Origin of the sequence: Streptomyces sp. BBFR2 (genome assembly GCF_044497305.1) — a bacterium.
In the GTDB taxonomy this organism is placed as follows: Bacteria; Actinomycetota; Actinomycetes; order Streptomycetales; family Streptomycetaceae; genus Streptomyces.
Window position 1 is genome coordinate 1,360,523 of sequence record NZ_CP172415.1, and the last position, 20,282, is coordinate 1,380,804.

Annotated in this window: 10 protein-coding genes and 3 rRNA genes; 2 read left to right on the plus strand and 11 right to left on the minus strand. The window is 66.1% G+C overall.

From position 1 onward, the window contains the following. Window positions 1-76: 76 nt before the first annotated feature. The 6 genes from ACGH2B_RS04705 to ACGH2B_RS04730 all read right to left on the minus strand — a co-directional run bounded on the left by ACGH2B_RS04705 (window position 77) and on the right by ACGH2B_RS04730 (window position 7,578). A complete protein-coding gene (locus ACGH2B_RS04705) occupies window positions 77-1,315 on the minus strand; it encodes a cytochrome P450 (protein ID WP_399084533.1) in 1,239 nt (412 codons plus the stop codon). Between the two features lie 258 nt (window positions 1,316-1,573). Further along, the gene (locus ACGH2B_RS04710; RefSeq protein WP_399084536.1) at window positions 1,574-2,221 is read right to left on the minus strand and encodes a TetR/AcrR family transcriptional regulator; all 648 of its coding nucleotides are present in this window, start codon (window positions 2,219-2,221) and stop codon (window positions 1,574-1,576) included. Between the two features lie 134 nt (window positions 2,222-2,355). Then, the gene (locus tag ACGH2B_RS04715) at window positions 2,356-3,183 is read right to left on the minus strand and encodes a hypothetical protein (RefSeq protein ID WP_399084539.1); all 828 of its coding nucleotides are present in this window, start codon (window positions 3,181-3,183) and stop codon (window positions 2,356-2,358) included. Between the two features lie 192 nt (window positions 3,184-3,375). Continuing rightward, window positions 3,376-4,440 (minus strand): type III polyketide synthase, encoded by a 1,065-nt coding sequence (locus ACGH2B_RS04720; protein ID WP_399084542.1) that lies wholly within the window; start codon window positions 4,438-4,440, stop codon window positions 3,376-3,378. 487 nt (window positions 4,441-4,927) lie between these two features. Continuing rightward, the gene (locus tag ACGH2B_RS04725) at window positions 4,928-6,133 is read right to left on the minus strand and encodes a cytochrome P450 (RefSeq protein ID WP_399084545.1); all 1,206 of its coding nucleotides are present in this window, start codon (window positions 6,131-6,133) and stop codon (window positions 4,928-4,930) included. 401 nt (window positions 6,134-6,534) lie between these two features. Beyond that, on the minus strand, window positions 6,535-7,578 hold the full coding sequence (locus ACGH2B_RS04730) for a DUF1259 domain-containing protein (RefSeq protein ID WP_399084548.1): 1,044 nt from the start codon (window positions 7,576-7,578) through the stop codon (window positions 6,535-6,537). Window positions 7,579-8,012: 434 nt separating this feature from the next. Here ACGH2B_RS04730 and ACGH2B_RS04735 point away from each other — a divergent pair, with 434 nt between their 5' ends. After that, window positions 8,013-9,890, plus strand: coding sequence for a DNA/RNA helicase domain-containing protein (locus tag ACGH2B_RS04735; protein ID WP_399084551.1), 1,878 nt, complete (start codon window positions 8,013-8,015; stop codon window positions 9,888-9,890). 279 nt (window positions 9,891-10,169) lie between these two features. Further along, complete coding sequence (locus tag ACGH2B_RS04740; protein ID WP_399084554.1) at window positions 10,170-10,298, plus strand: DUF6408 family protein; 129 nt, start codon at window positions 10,170-10,172, stop codon at window positions 10,296-10,298. Window positions 10,299-10,352: 54 nt separating this feature from the next. On the opposite strand, the gene ACGH2B_RS04745 is transcribed toward ACGH2B_RS04740, so the two are convergent. The 5 genes from ACGH2B_RS04745 to ACGH2B_RS04765 all read right to left on the minus strand — a co-directional run bounded on the left by ACGH2B_RS04745 (window position 10,353) and on the right by ACGH2B_RS04765 (window position 20,150). Then, the gene (locus tag ACGH2B_RS04745) at window positions 10,353-12,479 is read right to left on the minus strand and encodes a DUF2075 domain-containing protein (RefSeq protein ID WP_399096708.1); all 2,127 of its coding nucleotides are present in this window, start codon (window positions 12,477-12,479) and stop codon (window positions 10,353-10,355) included. Window positions 12,480-13,093: 614 nt separating this feature from the next. Beyond that, window positions 13,094-13,210 (minus strand): 5S ribosomal RNA (gene rrf / locus ACGH2B_RS04750). 73 nt (window positions 13,211-13,283) lie between these two features. Then, a 23S ribosomal RNA gene (locus tag ACGH2B_RS04755) occupies window positions 13,284-16,405 on the minus strand. Window positions 16,406-16,714: 309 nt separating this feature from the next. Further along, window positions 16,715-18,243 (minus strand): 16S ribosomal RNA (locus tag ACGH2B_RS04760). Together the 16S, 23S and 5S rRNA genes form the textbook arrangement of a ribosomal RNA operon. 887 nt (window positions 18,244-19,130) lie before the next feature. Next, entirely contained in the window at window positions 19,131-20,150 is a 1,020-nt protein-coding gene (locus tag ACGH2B_RS04765; protein WP_399084556.1) for a metallophosphoesterase family protein, read from the minus strand. Between the last annotated feature and the right edge of the window lie 132 nt (window positions 20,151-20,282).

Sequence of the window (20,282 nt, forward strand, 5' to 3'; positions counted from 1 at the left end):
GCCCCGGGGCGGCGCGGGCGGCGGAGGCACCGCCCGTAGGCGCACGCGGTGGGCGGCTCGCCCCGGGGCCGCCCTCTCACCAGGTGACCGGCAGCTCGTACACCCCGTACACCGAACCGTCGTGCTTGAAGGAGAGGTCGGCGCGGTCGGCGGCCAGGCGCAGGGTGGGGATGCGGCGGTGGAGGGTGCTGTGGACGACCTGCAGCTCGATGCGGGCCAGGGTCTGCCCCAGGCACTGGTGGACGCCGAAGCCGAAGGCGAGGTGGCGGCGGGAGTCGCGGGCGAGGTCGAGGCGGTCCGGTTCGGGGAAGACGTCCGGGTCGCGGTTGGCGAGGTCGTTGGCGAGGATGACGCCCTCGCCCGCGCGGAGGGTCTGCCCGGCGATCTCGATGTCCTCCAGGACGGCGCGGCGGCGTCCGCTGTGGGTGATGGTGAGGTAGCGCAGCAGCTCCTCCACCGCCGACGCGACGACCTTCGGGTCGTCGGTGTCGCGTACCAGGGCGAGCTGGTCGGGGTTCTCCAGCAGCGCGAGGGTGCCCAGCGCGATCATGTTGGCGGTGGTCTCGTGCCCGGCGAGCAGCAACAGCACGCCCGTCTCGGCGGCCTGTTCCCGGGTCAGTTCGCCCGCGTCGACCCGTCCGGCCAGCCCGGACAGCAGATCGGCGGGGCCCGCGGTCTTCCGGGCGAGCAGTCCGTCGAGGTAGCCGGTGAGGTTGGCGTGGGCGGCGGTCCGCTGCTCCGGTGTGACGGTACGGCTGATGAGGACCCGGCTGTTCTCCTGGAAGAAGTCGTGGTCGGCGTAGGGCACACCGAGCAGTTCGCAGATGACCAGCGACGGTACCGGCAGCGCGAAGCGGGCGACGAGGTCGGCGGGGGCGGGCCCGGCGAGGAGGTCGTCGAGGAAGCCGTCCACGATCCGCTGGACGGCGGGCCGCATCGCCTCCATCCGGCGGACCGTGAACGGTGCGGTCACCATCCGCCGCAGCCGGTTGTGCTCGGGGTCGTCCATCAGGATGAAGCTCATCCGCGCGCTGCCGGTGACGGGCGCGGAGGCCGGGTACCCGGGCCGCGTGATGTCGGAGCTGATCCGGGGGTCGGCCAGCAGGGCGCGCTGGTCGGCGTGGCGGGTCACCAGCCAGGGCGTGCTGCCGTCCCACAGCCGGACCCGGGTGAGCGGCCCGCGCCGCCGCGCCTCGCTCAGCCCCGGCGGCGGGTCGAAGGGGCAGCCGGCCGCCCGGTCCATCGGGAACGCCGGTATCCCGTCCGGGTCCGTGCGCTCCGGGACCGTGCCGTGCGGGACTGCGGTGCCGGTCATGTGTCGCTCCTCGTCTGCCCGCCCGGACGGGCCGGGGGCCGGGTCCGGTGCGGTGCGGTACGTATCGGCGGTGCGTGGTGGGTCGGGTGATACGGGGCCGGGCGGACCGGCCGGCCCGGGGTGGGCGCCGAGCCGGGTCGTGCCCCGGGGTGCGGCGGACCGGGCGTCCCCGGGTGCCCGGCGAGCCGTCCCTCCCCGGGTGGCCTCGGCGACCGGCCGCCCCGGGGAGGCACCGCCGGCGGGCGTCCCCGGTGGCCGTCAGCCGGTCGGTGTCACCGGTGCGGTCCACAGACCGGTGAGGGCGTCGATCAGCCCGGTGGCCGTGGTGTGCCAACTGCTGCGCACGGTGGCGGTGCGGTCGGCGAGGGCGCGTTCCCGTTCGGCGCAGGTGTGCACGATCAGTTGCCGTGCCATCGCGCCCCGTTCGGCGTGGACCTCGGGCGGCAGGTCGGGCAGGCAGCGGTTGAGCCCCTCCAGGGTCCGTACCAGCGCAGGTGACCCTAGGGACTCCTCGGCGAAGACGTCCTGGAGCGCCGGATCGGTCATCACCTGGGCGCAGCACCGCGCGAACCACGTGGGACTGCCCAGGGACGCCAGATGCTCGGTGGTGGGCCGCACCAGGCAGCCGACCCACGCGGCGATGTCCGCGGTGGCGTCCAGCGCGTCCACCCGGCGCGCCCGGTCCTGCTCGATCCGGCCCAGGTGCTCGCGGGCGATGGCCCGCACCAGGTCGGTCTTGGTGCCGAAGTGGTAGCCGACCGCGGCGTTGTTGCCCTGGCCGGCGGCCTCGCTGACCTGCCGGTTGGAGACCGCGTAGACGCCGCGCTCGGCGAACAGCCGCTCCGCCGCGCGCAGGATCCGCGTCCGCGTCACCTCCGCCTGACCGGCCCGCACCGTCCCGCGCATCCCGTCTCCTCCCGACCGCGCCCGCCCCGTGCCCGGTCAGGCAACCCGATCCCCCGCACTCAAGTCAAGCAACTGACTTAAATATGCGGCCCGTTGATCCGGAGGACCGGGCCTCGGCGGAGGGGCGCCGCGCCTCACCCCCGCCACCACGGCTCCCTCACGTACAGGCTCTCCACCCGGGTGCAGCCCTGGCCGTTGGAGATCTGCTCGGAGTCCAGGTTCCAGCCGACGATGCCGCTGCCCTTGCGGCCCAGTTCGATCAGCCGGTCGCTGACGGTCACGGTGCCGTTCGTGACCTGGCACCGCACGATCGGCGTCCACGCCTGACCGTCCAGCGCGGAGACGAACGCCAGCACCGGCAGGACCAGCACGGTCAGGGCGAGCGCCACCCACTGCTCGACGGCCGCCGCCCGGCGCAGCCAGGAGGCCGGCCGGTACGCCGGAGCGCCGCCGCCCCTCCCCCCTCTCAGGCGGCGCCGCCCGGTCAGGTACTCCACCACCACGCCCTCGCGCAGCAGACACGCGACGGCGCAGGTGCCGAGCCCCCACCGGAAGCCGAAGAGGCAGGTGATGATCGTGCCGACCGCCACCGGGTTGACGACGGTCAGCGCCACCCGCCGCGCGGCACCCGCCACACCGCCGCCCGCCGGGACCGCGCCGCGCGCCGCGAACAGCGCGAACACCACCCGGGAGACGACGACGCCGAGCACCGAGGCGAGCAGCGGATCGGTGAGCACCATCCCGATCAGGACGTCCGGCCAGTTGGCGGGCTCCATCCCGACGAGCACCTCACGGACCGCGTCACCGCCCCCGACCGTGTACGCGACCTTGACGACCGGCACGGCGAAGGCCAGCGCCATCAGAACGGTGTGCCCCGGCCCGCCCTTGCGGTCGAGCGTGCCCGCCTGCTCGGCGTCGGGATCCGCGCCGCCCCGGCTCCCCGTGGTCCCTGCCTTGGCCATGGCTCACTGAAGCACGCGCCGCCGGGGGACGGCAGGCGCGACACGGGCTGCCGGGGGCAGGACGCGGCGGTACGGGGCGGGGCACCGGAGCCGGGCGGGGCGGTACGGGGCGGGGCACCGGAGCCGGGCGGGGCGGTCCGCCGGTGTCCCGTCCGCGGGCCGCCGGGACAGGCGCACCCGCGAACGTCCGGCTCACTCCCCCGATTCGGAGTCCGCGACCCAGGTGCCGAGGGAGATCTCGGCCGTGATGCCGGGACCGAATCCGGCCATCAGGCCGCGGTCCCCGTCGAGGGCGGACGCCTCGTCGAACAGCCGGGCCATGGCGTCCAGCACCACGGCGCTGGCGATGTTGCCGTACTCGGTGAGCGTGGCCCGGCTGAAACGGAACGCCTCCGGCGGCACGTCGAGGAAGAAGCTGAGGTCGTCCAGGATCCTCGGGCCGCCCGCGTGGATGATGTAGAAGTCCATCTTCCCGGCGTTCCAGTCGTGGTCCTCCGCGGCGGAGGAGAGCGCCGGAGCGAGCGGTTCCATCGTGCCCGGCACCCGTTTGTCGAGCTGGAAGTGGAAGCCGGTGGACCGGACCGCGTAGGAGATCCACGCCTCGGTGTCCGGTATCAGGTACGAGCTGCTGCGCTCCAGCCGGATGCCGGTCCCGCCGTCGCCCCGCAGGACGGCCGCGGCGATCCCGTCGCCGAACAGGCCGTTGGACAACAGCGATCCGACCCCCAGGTCGGTGGGCTGGTAGCACAGCGAGCAGAACTCGCAGGCGACGATCAGCACATTGGCGTCCGGGTACGCCGTACAGAAGTCGTGGGCCCGGTTGACGGCCGCGCCGCCCGCCGCGCAGCCGAGTTGGGCGATCGGAAGCTGCCGCGTCTCCGGCCGGAACCCCATGGCGTTGATCAGCCAGGAGGTGGCCGGCGGCATCATGAAGCCGGTGCAGGAGACGTAGATGATCAAGTCGATCTGCTGCGGCTCCAGTTGGGCCTGGTCGAGCGCGCGCCGCACCACGGCGGGCACCCGTTCCTTGGTCTGCTCCTCGTAGACGATGCTGCGGGCGTCCAGCCCCGGGTGCCGCAGCGTCTCCTCGATCGGCTGGATCAGATGACGCTTGCGGACGCCGGTGTGCTCGATCAGCCGGAGGACCAGGCCGAGTTGCGGATGGTCACCGTGCAACCGCTCCGCGAGTTCGAGTGTTTCCTCGTTGGTGATGACGTGCTCGGGTACCGCGATGGCCGGTTTGCAGAGAACCGCCATGGATCTCCTCCTAGCGGACGGTGCTCCACACGGCTGAGCCCTATGGGGGGACGCGACGTGGTCGCCGGACGATGGCCGGCGTTGCGGCAGCGTGTGCGCGCGATGGCGCGGGGCGGGCCGTTGGCGTTGCGCGGCGCCGCGCGTCCCCGGAATGGGCGCTGACGGGCCGACCGCCGAATGATCGCGTTCTCGCCGTATGGGCAGATGGTGGTGCGCCGCACCCTGGTTGGCCCTCGGCATTACGTTACGGCAGCCAGGTGACGCCCGCATGTCGGCTCAGGGCCCCGCGCCGCACGGGCCCACACCGCCCCCGGTTGCCGCGCCGCGCGGGCCCGCACCGCCCCGGTTGCCGCGCCCCGGTTGCCGCGCCCCGGCGCCCGGCGCACGCTCCGAGAGGGGCCGGGACAGCGCCGGCGGACCACCACGTTCCACGGCCCCGCCGGACGGGCGGGATCCGCCGGTCCGGCGGGACGCCGTCACCCCGTGCTCACCAGGTGACGGGCAGGGCGAGCGGGTAGCGCCAGATGGAATTCTTGTTCCACTCGATCGCCTCGGCGGGCACCGCCATCTTCAGCGCCGGGAAGCGCTTCATCAGCGTGGTGAGCGCCACCTCCAGCTCGGTGGCGGCCAGCGGGGCACCCAGGCAGTGGTGACCGCCCCAACCGAAGGTCATATGGGACGGACCGCTGCGCTCCAGGTCCAGTTCGTCCGGCCGGTCGAACTTCCGGCCGTCCCGATTGGCCGTCAGATAGGAGACGTGCACGATGTCGCCCTTACGGATCCGCACCCCGCTCAGCTCCACGTCCTCGGTGGCGACGCGGGGAATGCCGACGCCCTTGCGGAAGGGGATGAAGCGCAGCAGCTCCTCCAGCGCCTGCGGGAACTTCTCCGGGTTGTCCCGGAGCATCGCCATCTCGTCGGGCCGGGTCAGCAGGGCGTACGAGATGTTCCCGAGCTGGTAGGTGGTGGTGTCCTGGCCGGTGATGAGCAGGACCATCGCCATCACGGTCAGTTCGTCGTCGTTGAGCAGCTCGTCCCCGTCGCGGGCGGTGGCCAGCACGCTGATCAGGTCGTCGCCCGGGTCCGCCCGCCGCCGCGCGGTCAGCTCCGCGAAGTAGGCCCGCAGATCGGCCTTGGAGCGGATGGCCGCGTCCTTGTTCCCGGCGGTGGTGTTCATCATGGTCCGGGCGTGCTTGCGCAACTGCGCGCGGTCGCCCTCGGGGATGTCGAGGACCTCGCAGATGGTGGTCAGCGGCAGCGGCGCCGCGAGGTGCTCGAAGAGATCCGCGGGCGCGCCGTGCTCCTCCATCCGGTCCAGCAGCTCGTCCACCACATGCTGGGTGCGGACCCGCATCCGCTCCATGTGGCGCGGCGCGAACCCCTTCGAGATGAGGCTGCGCAGCCGGCTGCTGCCCGGCGGGTCCATCACGTTGATGGCCTCGGCCTGGACGATGGGCTCGGGCGTCATCCGCGGGAAGTCCCGGCCCACCACCTCTCTGCGGCTGAAACGCCGGTCGGTGGTGACGGTGCGGACGTCGTCGTAGCCGGTGACCAGCCACGCCTCCCCCTCGCCGTAGGGCAGCCGGATCCGGGAGACGGGCCCCTCGTTCTGCAGCGCTCGTAGCTGCGGGTCGAATTCGAGGGCCTCGGCGTAGTCGAAGGGGCAGTTCCGGGTGGCGGGCACGGGGTCCATACGAAGCTCCAGGTACGGGATCGGACGGATGGGGCGGGGCCGGAGGGGAGGGAGGCGCCCCTCGGGGGACCACCGGCGTGGCGCCGTCCGTTCCGCCGGGTGGTTTCACGAGGTCCGGCCCGCGGCCACGGGGCCCGGTCGGGGGACGGCGTGCCGACGGCGGCGGCGCGGGGGCGCTCCGGACCTCGTGTACCGGACTCCGTGGACCGGTCCCGGCGTGGACGACACGACCTAGGTACCCGATCGCCTCCCGGCACACGCGCCGCATCCGGGCGATTGATCCCCTTTGACCCATCCGCCACGCCCCACCCGGGCGACGGCCCGCGCGCCTTCCACAGCGGCGCACGGCACCTCCTGGGCCCACGGGGCCCGCTCCGCGGGCCCGGGACGGAAGCACCCCCTCACCCGGCCGGCACCTCCCCCACCGGGGCCTCGATGTTCGTGGCGTCCACCGCGCGGCGCAGGACCCGGGCGAGCGCGACGGCGTCCGCCACGGCCCAGAAGTGGGTGAAGAACAGCCGGGGCGACTCGTCCAGGTGATGGTTGTGCAGTTCGACGAGGCGGATCCCGCCGCGCCGCAGCACCCGCAGGACGTCGGGGACCTCGTCCGCCGTCATGGCGAAGTCCCCGGCGAGCGCCGCCCGGCCACCGCCGACCGGCTGGAAGATGAAGGCGGAGGTCGACCCGAGCCCGGGGGGCAGCACCAGCGGACCGCCGGTCACCTCCTCCCGGCGGACGAAGAGGCATTTGAAGACCCCGTCCTCGGTGGTCCCCCGGGTGCCCAGCGCCGCCTCGATCCCCGCGGTGTCGAGATCGAGGGGCAGCGACGGCTCCGGTGGCCCCGGCGGCGGGGTGCCGGTCCGGTCGAACCCGGCGCGCAGACCGCGGGCGATCGCCTCCGCGTCCCGCCCGTGCGCGTGCACATGGGCCCACCAGACGTCCGGGTACTGGGCGAGCAGGTGCTTGTGGAGCGCGGTCAGCTCGATCCCGTGCGCCTGCCACGCGTCGACCACCCGCTGCGTCTCGTCCTCGGTGACGACCACATCGCCCATCGCCATCACACCGCCGTCGGCGTACCGGACGAACGACACATGCGCCCCGAGCGCGAGCCCCGGCCGCACGAGCACCCCATCGGAGACCACACTCAGATCCCCCCGCGGAAACCCCGTGTGATAGATCGCCCCCCGCAACATGTTCCCGCCCCGCCCGAGCGCCCGCGCCACCCCGGCCCAGTCCGCCTCGGTGGTCGGCACCGGCACGATCCCCCGGCGCCCCGGACTCTCCCTCGCCCCCGCGGCCCCCTCGGCCGCAGCGGCACCCCCGCTCCCCACCCCGGCCAGCACCGGCGCCGCCGCCACCGCGGCCAGCAACCGCCGCCGGGAGGGGGACGCCTGCGGGGAGACGGGGCGCGGGCGGTCTCCGGTCATCGTTCCATCGCTTTCCATGGCGGGATGAAATCATGATGGAGGGTACGAAATGGCGCATTTACTCGCCGGGTATCCAAGGGGACCGGGCGGCTTGCTGTGGGGGGGCGAGTCCGGAGGGATCGGAGTGGACGGCAAGCGCCATTCCGGGACTGGCCATAGCCGCTCCACCACCGAACCGTTGCCTCATACGACTCCGACGCAAAGGGATTTACCGCACCTGAAACCCAGCGGCACAAGACTTCCCTCACGAGGCGGCGACAGAAATATGACAGATGACCTGGCCGGCGCCGTGCATGAGTCACCTCCCAGCCCGCACCCGGCACCTGACCCGTGCTGTTCTAGAATTGACGCCACCATCTCAGCGGCCCGACGGGCTTCCGCTCCGCACTCGCGGAACAGAAGGACATGCCCCCACCCGCACGAGCCACTTCGTGCTGCCTGGGGGCAAACTCTTGCTGTTCCGTGAGTCCGTGGCGTCGCTGGCCCGTCGTACCCACGTCGAAGGACGGCTTGCGGAACTCCTGGCCGAGAACTTCGTACACCGGCACGGCCATCGGCCCCGGTCCTCGGAGATCCGCTCCTGGAACCGCAGCATCCCAGTGCTCATCAACTCTCTGATCGAAGCCGGCCTCGACGAAGTGGAAATGTTGCTGGAGTACGGCCTGCCCCTGACCAGCAAACGCGCGGACGTCATACTGGCCGGTGTGCACCCGGTCACGGGCGGCCCTTCCTACGTGGTCGTGGAACTCAAGCAGTGGAGCGAGGCGTACCCAGAGGGCAGCGACCCTCTGCAATGCCGCATCGACGCATATCCGGATCCCATCCTCAATCCGATCGAACAGGTCCGGAGCTACTGCGACTATCTGGTGTCGTTCAACGGCGCCCTGGAGCAGAGTCCGGAATCGATCTCTGGGGTGGCGTTCCTGCACAATGCCACCGAATTCGGAGTGGCGGGGCTGCGCCAGGTCGCAGAGGACAATCGAGGGCGGCTGTTCACCGGTGAACAGCGTGGCGCCTTCCTGGACTTCTTGCACTCGAAGTTGGCACCCAGACCCGGCGCCGCTGCAGCCGATGAACTACTGCAGGGCAAGGTACGGCCGTCCCGGCAATTGCTGGAGGTCGCCGCCGAAGAAGTCCGCAACCGTGAGCAGTTCGTGCTGTTGGACGAACAGCGGTTGGCCTACGAGACCGTGATGACGGCAGTCGGAGCGGCCCGGCGGTCCAACCACAAACAGGTGGTCGTGGTGGCCGGCGGTCCGGGCTCCGGAAAGAGTGTGATCGCGCTTTCCCTGCTCGGTGAGCTGTACCGGCGAGGAATTCCAGCTCTGCACGCCACTGGTTCGCAGTCGTTCACCACGACGATGCGCAAGGTGGCAGGCTCCCGGAAAACCGAAGTCCAGCGCCTCTTCCGCTATTTCAACAGTTTCATGGAAGCCGAGCCGAACGACCTCGACGTGCTGCTCTGCGACGAGGCACATCGACTCCGTAAGACTTCCGCCAACCGTTACACCAAGGCGGAATTGCGTACCGGACGCCCGCAAGTCGCCGAGTTGATCGACGCCGCCCGTGTCCCGGTGTTCCTCCTGGACCAACACCAGGTGGTACGTCCGGGCGAGATGGGAACGGTGGACCAGATCCGTCATGCAGCGGCCGCGCAGGGGTTGCACTGCACAGTGGTGGAGTTGGACGGCCAGTTCCGATGCGGCGGCAGCGACACATATCTGCGGTGGGTGACCAGCCTGCTGGGGCTTGAGGGCGACAGGCCGATCGATTGGGAGCCGGACGGCAAAGTACAACTCCTGGCCGCGAACAGCCCACAGGAACTCGAGGACTTCTTGGATGCCCAGCGGCATCAGGGCTACAGCGCACGGATTTCAGCGGGCTACTGCTGGAGATGGTCGAAGAAGATCACTACGCGCATGTCCGCCCTGCCCGCCGATGTCGTCATCGGCGACTGGGCGAGGCCGTGGAACCTGTTCGGGAACCGTTCACTGCTGGGTGCACCGCCGGCGTCGCTCTGGGCCACCGATCCTGCGGGCTTCGGCCAGGTCGGGTGTGTGTATACAGCACAGGGCTTCGAGTACGACTGGTCGGGCGTGATCATGGGCCCCGACCTCGTCTGGCGCACCGACCGCTGGGTGATCGACCGGTCCGCCTCCAAAGATCCTGTGTTCACCAAAGCAACCCCGGACGCAGACGTCGATCGCCTCGTCCGCAACACCTACAAGGTTCTGTTGACCCGGGGGATGGTCGGAACGGTCGTCTACTCCACCGATCAGGAAACCCGTGAAAAGCTCCGGTCCTTGATCCCAGCGTCCGGCGACGCGTAGCGAAACCGCCTCCCGACTTCACGGCGGACGCTCACCGCGCCGAGCTACTTCGTCGGCCTCCTGATCACGCTCAACGAAGCCGATCACACTCAACGGGTCCATGTACTAGTGTTGTTCGCGCTGCGCACCTTCCCGGAGGGTACGTCGGCGGTGTTCACCACCGGTCCCCGAATGTGACTGAGAAGTGGTTTCCCCGCGTGTTCTGCACGTGGGTGAGTGCGGATGCCCGGAAGGGCAAATCCCTGCTGCTTCCCAGTTCCTACCGAGGAGTGGTGACGCATGAACCCCGTTGAGTACAAGCCTGCACGTCGTAACTGGCTTCGCGAGATTCTGGTCGACGTCGCCGTAGGTGTCATTGCCAATGCGGTGATGACGGGCCTGACTGCGGCAGCACACCTGTTCTTCTGAGCAGGCAGGTGGCGGGCCCGGGGAGCCCGCCACTCCGCTTTTTCGTGACGTGTATCAGAACAGTCGGAGGTCCGGCTCCTGCGTCTTCGTCTGGCTCCGGTTCCTGCGGCGCTTTCCTCTCGTCCGCTTGGGGCGGGGAGCATGTGGCACACGTGCTTCCAGCGGAAGGTTCTTCCAAGTGGGACGCAGCCCGTGGATCTGCAGCTCACCGACGAGTTCCTTCAGATAGGACCGTGTTTCCTCATCCGTGGAATACAGCACCGTCGCACGGCTGGCCCGGGTCATCAGCACGTGGTAGGCATGGCGGACCAGTCGGGCGAATTCCTGGTCGTCCACACTGCCGACCTTCACCTTCGGGTCGAATGAGCCGGGCACCGCGACACGCTTGACACCCGCCTCTGGGTCCTTGCGGTCCTTGCCCCTTCGGAACACCCACTGGTCGCCACGGCGCACCATGTCCTCCCCCATGATCACGCCACACCAATCCCATTCGAGGCCCTGCGCCGTGTAGACGCATCCGATCTGGTCGAGACCGTTCTCGTGCACGGACCAGATCTTCGACGGCGGCGCGTCGTCCGCGCAGAAGGTCTCGCTGTCCGCATTCCACGCTCGGTGCCAGTCGCCGATGCGGACATCGGCTTCCAGCCGCTTCTCCTTGCCGAGCGGCTTGGTCCACGGCCAGCAGTAGCCCGCGACCATGCGTGCGGACGCGCCGGCCAGAGCTTCGGTGCGGATAACGCTTTCCAGTTCCTCCGGAGTGTCCGCCACCTCGATGTGCATCAGCCCGTCCGGCGTCCACTTCCCAGGCTGCTCGGCCGTCACACCGAGGAGGGCACGTACCCAGCGGATGTAAGCGTCACTGCCGCCGCACCGGAACTGCTCCTGCAGGTCGTACCGTACGAGCCGGGCACCGAAACGCTCGGCCGCATCCTCGATCAGGTCGGTGGTGCCCACCTCGTTCGGCCGTACGGACTGGCCCTCGTCCAGGAAGAACACGGTCAACCGGGAGGCCTGGAGAAGTTCGTCCACCTGTGGCCGTGTGCCCTGCTGTTCGGGCTTCCAGAATCGGTTGGTCGAGCGGTCCCGCAAACGGTGTGCTTCGTCGCAGATCAGCACATCCAGAGGCGGATCCGGTGGGGTGACGAAGCTGCTGAAGTAGGTGAAACTGTCCCGGAATTCGCGGTCCCCGTAGCCGACGTGCTCCTGGAGTGCGCCGTTGAACGCCCGGCTCCCGCTGGCATACTTGACCGTCCGGCCCTCGGATTCCAGCTCCGCCTTGATCTGGAGACCGATGGCGCTCTTACCGGTGCCCGCGCCGCCTCGCACCAGGAAGACCACGCGCTGTTCGTCCGGCACGAGGGCGGGGTACCGGTGGTCGGGAAGGACTTTTGCAGCCGCCTCCAGAATCTGTTCGGCAACCTTCTTCTGGCGCCCGCGCAGGGTGAAGACCGTGTCGTCCCCACGAGACCAAATCATGGCGTCGAGCAGTGGCGTGTTGCGCAGCCCCATGCTCCGGAGCAGGATCTCGGCTGCGGAAGCCCCGCCCTCATTCGCAAAGGTCCGCCGGAAATCGGAGAGCAGTTCTTCGCGCTGATCTCCTGTGTAGACACGGGCGTAAACACCGGTGGGTGCGTCCACCTCGACCAGGGCCCGAACGGATTCCTGAGTGGCATTGTGCAGATAGGCGAAACCGCCGCACTCGAAGTCGAGCCCGTGGAGCGGACCGCTTATGCCGGTGAACGCCTCGTAGTATTCGCGCAATTGAAGAGCGGGGTGTTTCTTCGCCTCCTTTATGCCCGGCACATACACCTGCGCCATCTCCGCGGCGACGCGTTCCACCCTCGTCACCATCGACCAGCGCTTCAGCTCGACGAGTTGAACGGAGAGTCTGTGCTCCCGCGGATGGTGGCCGACAAGCACGACGTCGATGAGTCGGGGGTCCCCCGGCCGGTCGGACTCATCAAGCGTGGCGGCACACTCGACGATCATCTCCACGTTTCCACGGCCGGCGGCCACCAGGTCGTTTGCGAGACTCACCAGGCTTTCCGCCCAAGCAGAACGTTCACTGTCCGAGGCATCACCCCCTCGGAAGTACCGCCATCGGGCGGCCAGATGCGGCACCATGCGATGTCTGGCGTTCAGCTCGAGGAGATCTTGAGCCGCCAACTTCAGTAGGAGCATGGACACGAGGTGGTTCCCCCTGGGCACGAGTGACTCGTGCGGGTGGGGGCATGTCCTCGTGGGAAGCCCGTCGGGCCGCAACCGGTACCGGTGAGTTTAGAAGCTCATCCGACATGATCTTCGCCGGGGTACTCCAGGTTCGCAGCAGCGGCTCAGAACGTTGCCTCCTGCCTCTCGCGCCGCCCCCTACCGGTCGTCCTCCTTCCCCAGCCCAAACCCCGGCCGCTCCGACCATCACAGTACGGCGACCGTGCAGTGCCGCAAGGCTTGAACGCCCAGGTGGAGAGCTGGATAACTTCAGTGCCGAAAAATGCGAGGGCAGACCGCTCAAGGACGTTCCCGAGCCCCACCGCAGCGGCCAGGACCTGGATCGGCATGCTTCGTTCCCGGTGGCGGCCGGCATCGACGCGCACCGACCGAGCGAGGCACCACGACTGACACGAACGGGACTCTCGATCCCGGCGCAACGATCAGGGCGGCGCAACAGCGACAAAGGCAGTCGGGCGTTCGGCACTCGTCGCGAGCCGAAACTGTCACCCCTTCGGCCCAGCGGCGAACTGCCCCGGAAATGCAGAAAGCCCCGCATCATAAGATGCGGGGCTTCCCCAAAAATTGTTCGGCGGCGTCCTACTCTCCCACAGAGTCCCCTCTGCAGTACCATCGGCGCTGAAAGGCTTAGCTTCCGGGTTCGGAATGTAACCGGGCGTTTCCCTAACGCAATGACCACCGAAACACTATGAAGTTAACCAACCCGGCACAACACAGGTCGTTACTTCAGAACCTACACAGTGGACGCGAGCAACTGAGGACAAGCCCTCGGCCTATTAGTACCAGTCAACTCCAACCGTTACCGGTCTTCCATATCTGGCCTATCAACCCAGTCGTCTACTGGGAGCCTTACCCCATCAAGTGGGAGGGAGCCCTCATCTCGAAGCAGGCTTCCCGCTTAGATGCTTTCAGCGGTTATCCTTTCCGAACGTAGCCAACCAGCCATGCCCTTGGCAGAACAACTGGCACACCAGAGGTTCGTCCGTCCCGGTCCTCTCGTACTAGGGACAGCCCTTCTCAAGACTCCTACGCGCACAGCGGATAGGGACCGAACTGTCTCACGACGTTCTAAACCCAGCTCGCGTACCGCTTTAATGGGCGAACAGCCCAACCCTTGGGACCGACTCCAGCCCCAGGATGCGACGAGCCGACATCGAGGTGCCAAACCATCCCGTCGATATGGACTCTTGGGGAAGATCAGCCTGTTATCCCCGGGGTACCTTTTATCCGTTGAGCGACGGCGCTTCCACAAGCCACCGCCGGATCACTAGTCCCTACTTTCGTACCTGCTCGACCCGTCAGTCTCACAGTCAAGCTCCCTTGTGCACTTACACTCAACACCTGATTGCCAACCAGGCTGAGGGAACCTTTGGGCGCCTCCGTTACCCTTTAGGAGGCAACCGCCCCAGTTAAACTACCCACCAGACACTGTCCCTGATCCGGATCACGGACCCAGGTTAGACATCCAGCACGACCAGAGTGGTATTTCAACAACGACTCCACAACCACTGGCGTGGCCGCTTCACAGTCTCCCACCTATCCTACACAAGCCGAACCGAACACCAATATCAAGCTATAGTAAAGGTCCCGGGGTCTTTCCGTCCTGCTGCGCGAAACGAGCATCTTTACTCGTAGTGCAATTTCACCGGGCCTATGGTTGAGACAGTCGAGAAGTCGTTACGCCATTCGTGCAGGTCGGAACTTACCCGACAAGGAATTTCGCTACCTTAGGATGGTTATAGTTACCACCGCCGTTTACTGGCGCTTAAGTTCTCAGCTTCGCCATGACGAATCATGACTAACCGGTCCCCTTAACGTTCCAGCACCGGGCAGGCGTCAGTCCGTATACATCGCCTTACGGCTTCGCACGGACCTGTGTTTTTAGTAAACAGTCGCTTCTCGCTGGTCTCTGCGGCCACCACCAGCTCACGGAGAAAATCCGATCACCAGCAATGGCCCCCCTTCTCCCGAAGTTACGGGGGCATTTTGCCGAGTTCCTTAACCATAGTTCACCCGAACGCCTCGGTATTCTCTACCTGACCACCTGAGTCGGTTTAGGGTACGGGCCGCCATGAAACTCGCTAGAGGCTTTTCTCGACAGCATAGGATCATCCACTTCACCACAATCGGCTCGGCATCAGGTCTCACCCTCAAATGTCATCCGGATTTGCCTAGATGACGGGCTACACCCTTACCCCGGGACAACCACCGCCCGGGCTGGACTACCTTCCTGCGTCACCCCATCACTCACCTACTACAAGTCTGGTCCGTCGGCTCCACCACTCCCCTTCACCCGAAGGATCCAGGGCGGCTTCACGGACTTAGCATCGCCTGATTCGATGTTTGACGCTTCACAACGGGTACCGGAATATCAACCGGTTGTCCATCGACTACGCCTGTCGGCCTCGCCTTAGGTCCCGACTTACCCTGGGCAGATCAGCTTGACCCAGGAACCCTTAGTCAATCGGCGCACACGTTTCCCACGTGTGTATCGCTACTCATGCCTGCATTCTCACTCGTGAACCGTCCACAACTCGTTTCCACGGCTGCTTCACCCGGCACACGACGCTCCCCTACCCATCACCACACCCGTTAGGGCTCATATGGCAATGACACGACTTCGGCGGTGTGCTTGAGCCCCGCTACATTGTCGGCGCAGAATCACTTGACCAGTGAGCTATTACGCACTCTTTCAAGGATGGCTGCTTCTAAGCCAACCTCCTGGTTGTCTCTGCGACTCCACATCCTTTCCCACTTAGCACACGCTTAGGGGCCTTAGTCGATGCTCTGGGCTGTTTCCCTCTCGACCATGGAGCTTATCCCCCACAGTCTCACTGCCGCGCTCTCACTTACCGGCATTCGGAGTTTGGCTAAGGTCAGTAACCCGGTAGGGCCCATCGCCTATCCAGTGCTCTACCTCCGGCAAGAAACACACGACGCTGCACCTAAATGCATTTCGGGGAGAACCAGCTATCACGGAGTTTGATTGGCCTTTCACCCCTAACCACAGGTCATCCCCCAGGTTTTCAACCCTGGTGGGTTCGGTCCTCCACGAAGTCTTACCTCCGCTTCAACCTGCCCATGGCTAGATCACTCCGCTTCGGGTCTTGAGCATGCTACTAAAACGCCCTATTCGGACTCGCTTTCGCTACGGCTCCCCCACACGGGTTAACCTCGCAACATACCGCAAACTCGCAGGCTCATTCTTCAAAAGGCACGCAGTCACGACATGCAAGCAAGCTTGCATGCGACGCTCCCACGGCTTGTAGGCACACGGTTTCAGGTACTATTTCACTCCGCTCCCGCGGTACTTTTCACCATTCCCTCACGGTACTATCCGCTATCGGTCACCAGGGAATATTTAGGCTTAACGGGTGGTCCCGCCAGATTCACACGGGATTTCTCGGGCCCCGTGCTACTTGGGTGTCTCTCAAGCAAGCCGTCAATGTTTCAGCTACGGGGGTCTTACCCTCTACGCCGGACCTTTCGCATGTCCTTCGCCTACACCAACGGTTTCTGACTCGCCTCACAGCCGGCAGACTGTGAAAGAGAGATCCCACAACCCCAACCACGCAACCCCTGCCGGGTATCACACGTGACTGGTTTGGCCTCATCCAGTTTCGCTCGCCACTACTCCCGGAATCACGGTTGTTTTCTCTTCCTGCGGGTACTGAGATGTTTCACTTCCCCGCGTTCCCTCCACACTGCCTATGTGTTCAGCAGCGGGTGACAGCCCATGACGACTGCCGGGTTTCCCCATTCGGACACCCCCGGATCAAAGCTCGGTTGACAGCTCCCCGGGGCCTATCGCGGCCTCCCACGTCCTTCATCGGTTCCTGGTGCCAAGGCATCCACCGTGCGCCCTTAAAAACTTGGCCACAGATGCTCGCGTCCACTGTGCAGTTCTCAAGCAACGACCAGCCACCCGTCACAATCCGCCGAAGCGAATCTTTACCGGGGCCGGCATCGCGAAGGTTCAGACTCGAAAGTCCGTACCCTCAGATACCCAACAGCGTGCCCGACACAATCAGATGACCCTCACGTTCCACGCCGAAGCAGTACTAATGACAATCAACCGAGTGTGCCGAGTAGTCAACGTTCCACCCATGAGCAACCAGTGCAAGACATTCGCTCACAAACTGGCCTCTGAACCAGCCCCGAAGGACCAGCCTAGAAGTGCTCCTTAGAAAGGAGGTGATCCAGCCGCACCTTCCGGTACGGCTACCTTGTTACGACTTCGTCCCAATCGCCAGTCCCACCTTCGACGATTCCCTCCCACAAGGGGTTGGGCCACCGGCTTCGGGTGTTACCGACTTTCGTGACGTGACGGGCGGTGTGTACAAGGCCCGGGAACGTATTCACCGCAGCAATGCTGATCTGCGATTACTAGCGACTCCGACTTCATGGGGTCGAGTTGCAGACCCCAATCCGAACTGAGACCGGCTTTTTGAGATTCGCTCCACCTCGCGGTATCGCAGCTCATTGTACCGGCCATTGTAGCACGTGTGCAGCCCAAGACATAAGGGGCATGATGACTTGACGTCGTCCCCACCTTCCTCCGAGTTGACCCCGGCAGTCTCCTGTGAGTCCCCATCACCCCGAAAGGCATGCTGGCAACACAGAACAAGGGTTGCGCTCGTTGCGGGACTTAACCCAACATCTCACGACACGAGCTGACGACAGCCATGCACCACCTGTACACCGACCACAAGGGGGCGACCATCTCTGGCCGTTTCCGGTGTATGTCAAGCCTTGGTAAGGTTCTTCGCGTTGCGTCGAATTAAGCCACATGCTCCGCCGCTTGTGCGGGCCCCCGTCAATTCCTTTGAGTTTTAGCCTTGCGGCCGTACTCCCCAGGCGGGGAACTTAATGCGTTAGCTGCGGCACGGACGACGTGGAATGTCGCCCACACCTAGTTCCCAACGTTTACGGCGTGGACTACCAGGGTATCTAATCCTGTTCGCTCCCCACGCTTTCGCTCCTCAGCGTCAGTATCGGCCCAGAGATCCGCCTTCGCCACCGGTGTTCCTCCTGATATCTGCGCATTTCACCGCTACACCAGGAATTCCGATCTCCCCTACCGAACTCTAGCCTGCCCGTATCGAATGCAGACCCGGGGTTAAGCCCCGGGCTTTCACATCCGACGTGACAAGCCGCCTACGAGCTCTTTACGCCCAATAATTCCGGACAACGCTTGCGCCCTACGTATTACCGCGGCTGCTGGCACGTAGTTAGCCGGCGCTTCTTCTGCAGGTACCGTCACTCTCGCTTCTTCCCTGCTGAAAGAGGTTTACAACCCGAAGGCCGTCATCCCTCACGCGGCGTCGCTGCATCAGGCTTTCGCCCATTGTGCAATATTCCCCACTGCTGCCTCCCGTAGGAGTCTGGGCCGTGTCTCAGTCCCAGTGTGGCCGGTCGCCCTCTCAGGCCGGCTACCCGTCGTCGCCTTGGTAGGCCATTACCCCACCAACAAGCTGATAGGCCGCGGGCTCATCCTTCACCGCCGGAGCTTTCCACCACCAGACCATGCGGTCGGTGGTCGTATCCGGTATTAGACCCCGTTTCCAGGGCTTGTCCCAGAGTGAAGGGCAGATTGCCCACGTGTTACTCACCCGTTCGCCACTAATCCACCACCGAAGCGGCTTCATCGTTCGACTTGCATGTGTTAAGCACGCCGCCAGCGTTCGTCCTGAGCCAGGATCAAACTCTCCGTGAATGTTTCCCGGTAATCCGGGTGAACACACACGGGAGCGGAACCATCGGAGGAATAGTCCGATGGTTCATAGCGTCCTCGCTGTGTGTGCCACCGTCACCCTGTGGGCTTTGGTGGGCTTTCAAAGGAACCTCGTTCCGGCCTGATGGCCGGTAACGGGGTATCAACATATCTGGCGTTGACTTTTGGCACGCTGTTGAGTTCTCAAGGAACGGACGCTTCCTTTGTGCCTGTTTCACCAGGCTCTCCGGGCGCTTCCCTTCGATCTTGCGTTTCCGACTCTATCAGATCCTTTCGGTTCTGATTTCCGCCGGTGCGGTCGGGCCTTTCGGCTTTTCCGCGTTTCCAACCTTACCAGATCCGCTGGGCGTTTCCGGCCCCCTGTTGGAGCGGGGTGGCCTTCGGCTTTCGCTTTCCGGCCTTTCCGACTCTAGCAGATCCGATTCTCACCGTTTCCGGCCCGAATTCGTTTCCGATTACCCGTCGGAGGGGTTTTGCTTCGGCCTGCGCACTTTCGTTTGCGGGCCTTGGCGGGTCACTACTTTAGCGGAATTCCCCGGTGACGCATAATCACGTCACGGTGTGAAATTCGGGCATGCCGAAATTCGTCCCGGTGAGGAGTCGTGCGGTAGTGGTGTGCCGCGATGCGGCGGATGGCTGTCAGGGGACCTGTCGGCTCCTTGGCAACCCGTACAACTTACATGACGCGCGGGTGGGGCACGAAGCGGGGGTGCGTCCCGGTGGTGATGCGGGCCGGCTGGGCCGGAATGGAGTCCTGACGGCCGTGTGCGGAGGTACGTCCACGGGAGCCCTGCCGTCCTTGTCGGACGGTGGGGCTCCCGTATGTACCCGTAGTAAAGGTGCTGTACCCGTAGTAAAGGTGCCGGGCGTCAGATCCGGGTGGCGAGGGGGACGGAGATCTGCTTCAGCCAGGTGCCGGTGGCGAAGTCGCGGGCCTTGATGATGACGCGGTCGCGGTGGACGTCCACCTGGAGGCCCTGGTTGAAGCGGCCGGGGACGGTGACCTCGCCGCCCTGGCCGTTGTCGGCGAAACCGGTCTGCACGGCGCCGGTGTTGATCACCGAGAAGCCGTCGAGGTTGGCGGTGCCGAGCACGGTGCGGCGTACGTACCAGTCGGACAGGGTCAGGTCCCAGTGGGTGTGGCCGGTGAAGAGGAAGACGTCGCGGTGGCGTCCGAGGAGGCCGAGGAGGCGGTCGGGCTGGAGGTAGTCGCTCATGTAGAGCTTGTTGCGGGTGCCGGAAACGGTGTCGGGCAGCGGGTGGTGGCTGATCACCATGACCGGCTTGCGCCGCCGTGACCAGTACCGCAGGCGCTCCTCCAGCCACTGGAACTGTGCCTCGCTCAGCCACACCTCGTCCCACAGGGAGTGGTCGTGGTACTTCATGTACCGCTCGGTGCCGAGGGTGAGGACGGGGATACCGCCGAACGTCGTCTCCGCGTAGGTCCTGGACCGCCCGGCGAAGCGGTAGAAGCTGCGGAAGAGGGAGTCCTCGGTGGTGCCGTTGGGCCAGGTGTCCTGGGCCAGGGTGTCCGGGTCGGCCCACTTCGGGACGTAGAACTCGTGGTTGCCGATGGCCCAGGCGATCTCCCGTGGCTTCGGGCCCTGGTCGAGTGCTTTGCGCACCTCGGCGTACTCGAAGTCGTAGCCGCGCGGGGTGATGTCCCCGGCGACGGCCAGGCCCGCGGAGTGCGGGTTGACGGTCTTGATGTCCTTGAGCGCCTGGGTGAGGTCGGCGAGGTCGCCCTGGATGTCGCTGATGACGTTGAACGTGGTGACCGGCCGGCCGCCACCGCCGCCGCGGGCCGGGGCTGCCACGGCGGGCGCCTGGGTGAGACCTCCCAGGGCCAGGGCTCCGGCAGTCGCACTCAGCAGGGATCTGCGTTCCACGGGTCGTTCCTTCCAGAGGGCGCGCGAGGGACGGGGCCGTACCTGACGCACGTCGGACCAGACCCGTTACCAGTAAGCGATCAAGGGGGCGGACGGGTGAACGTGTCCCGACATCGAGGCTCCGCGTTCCCC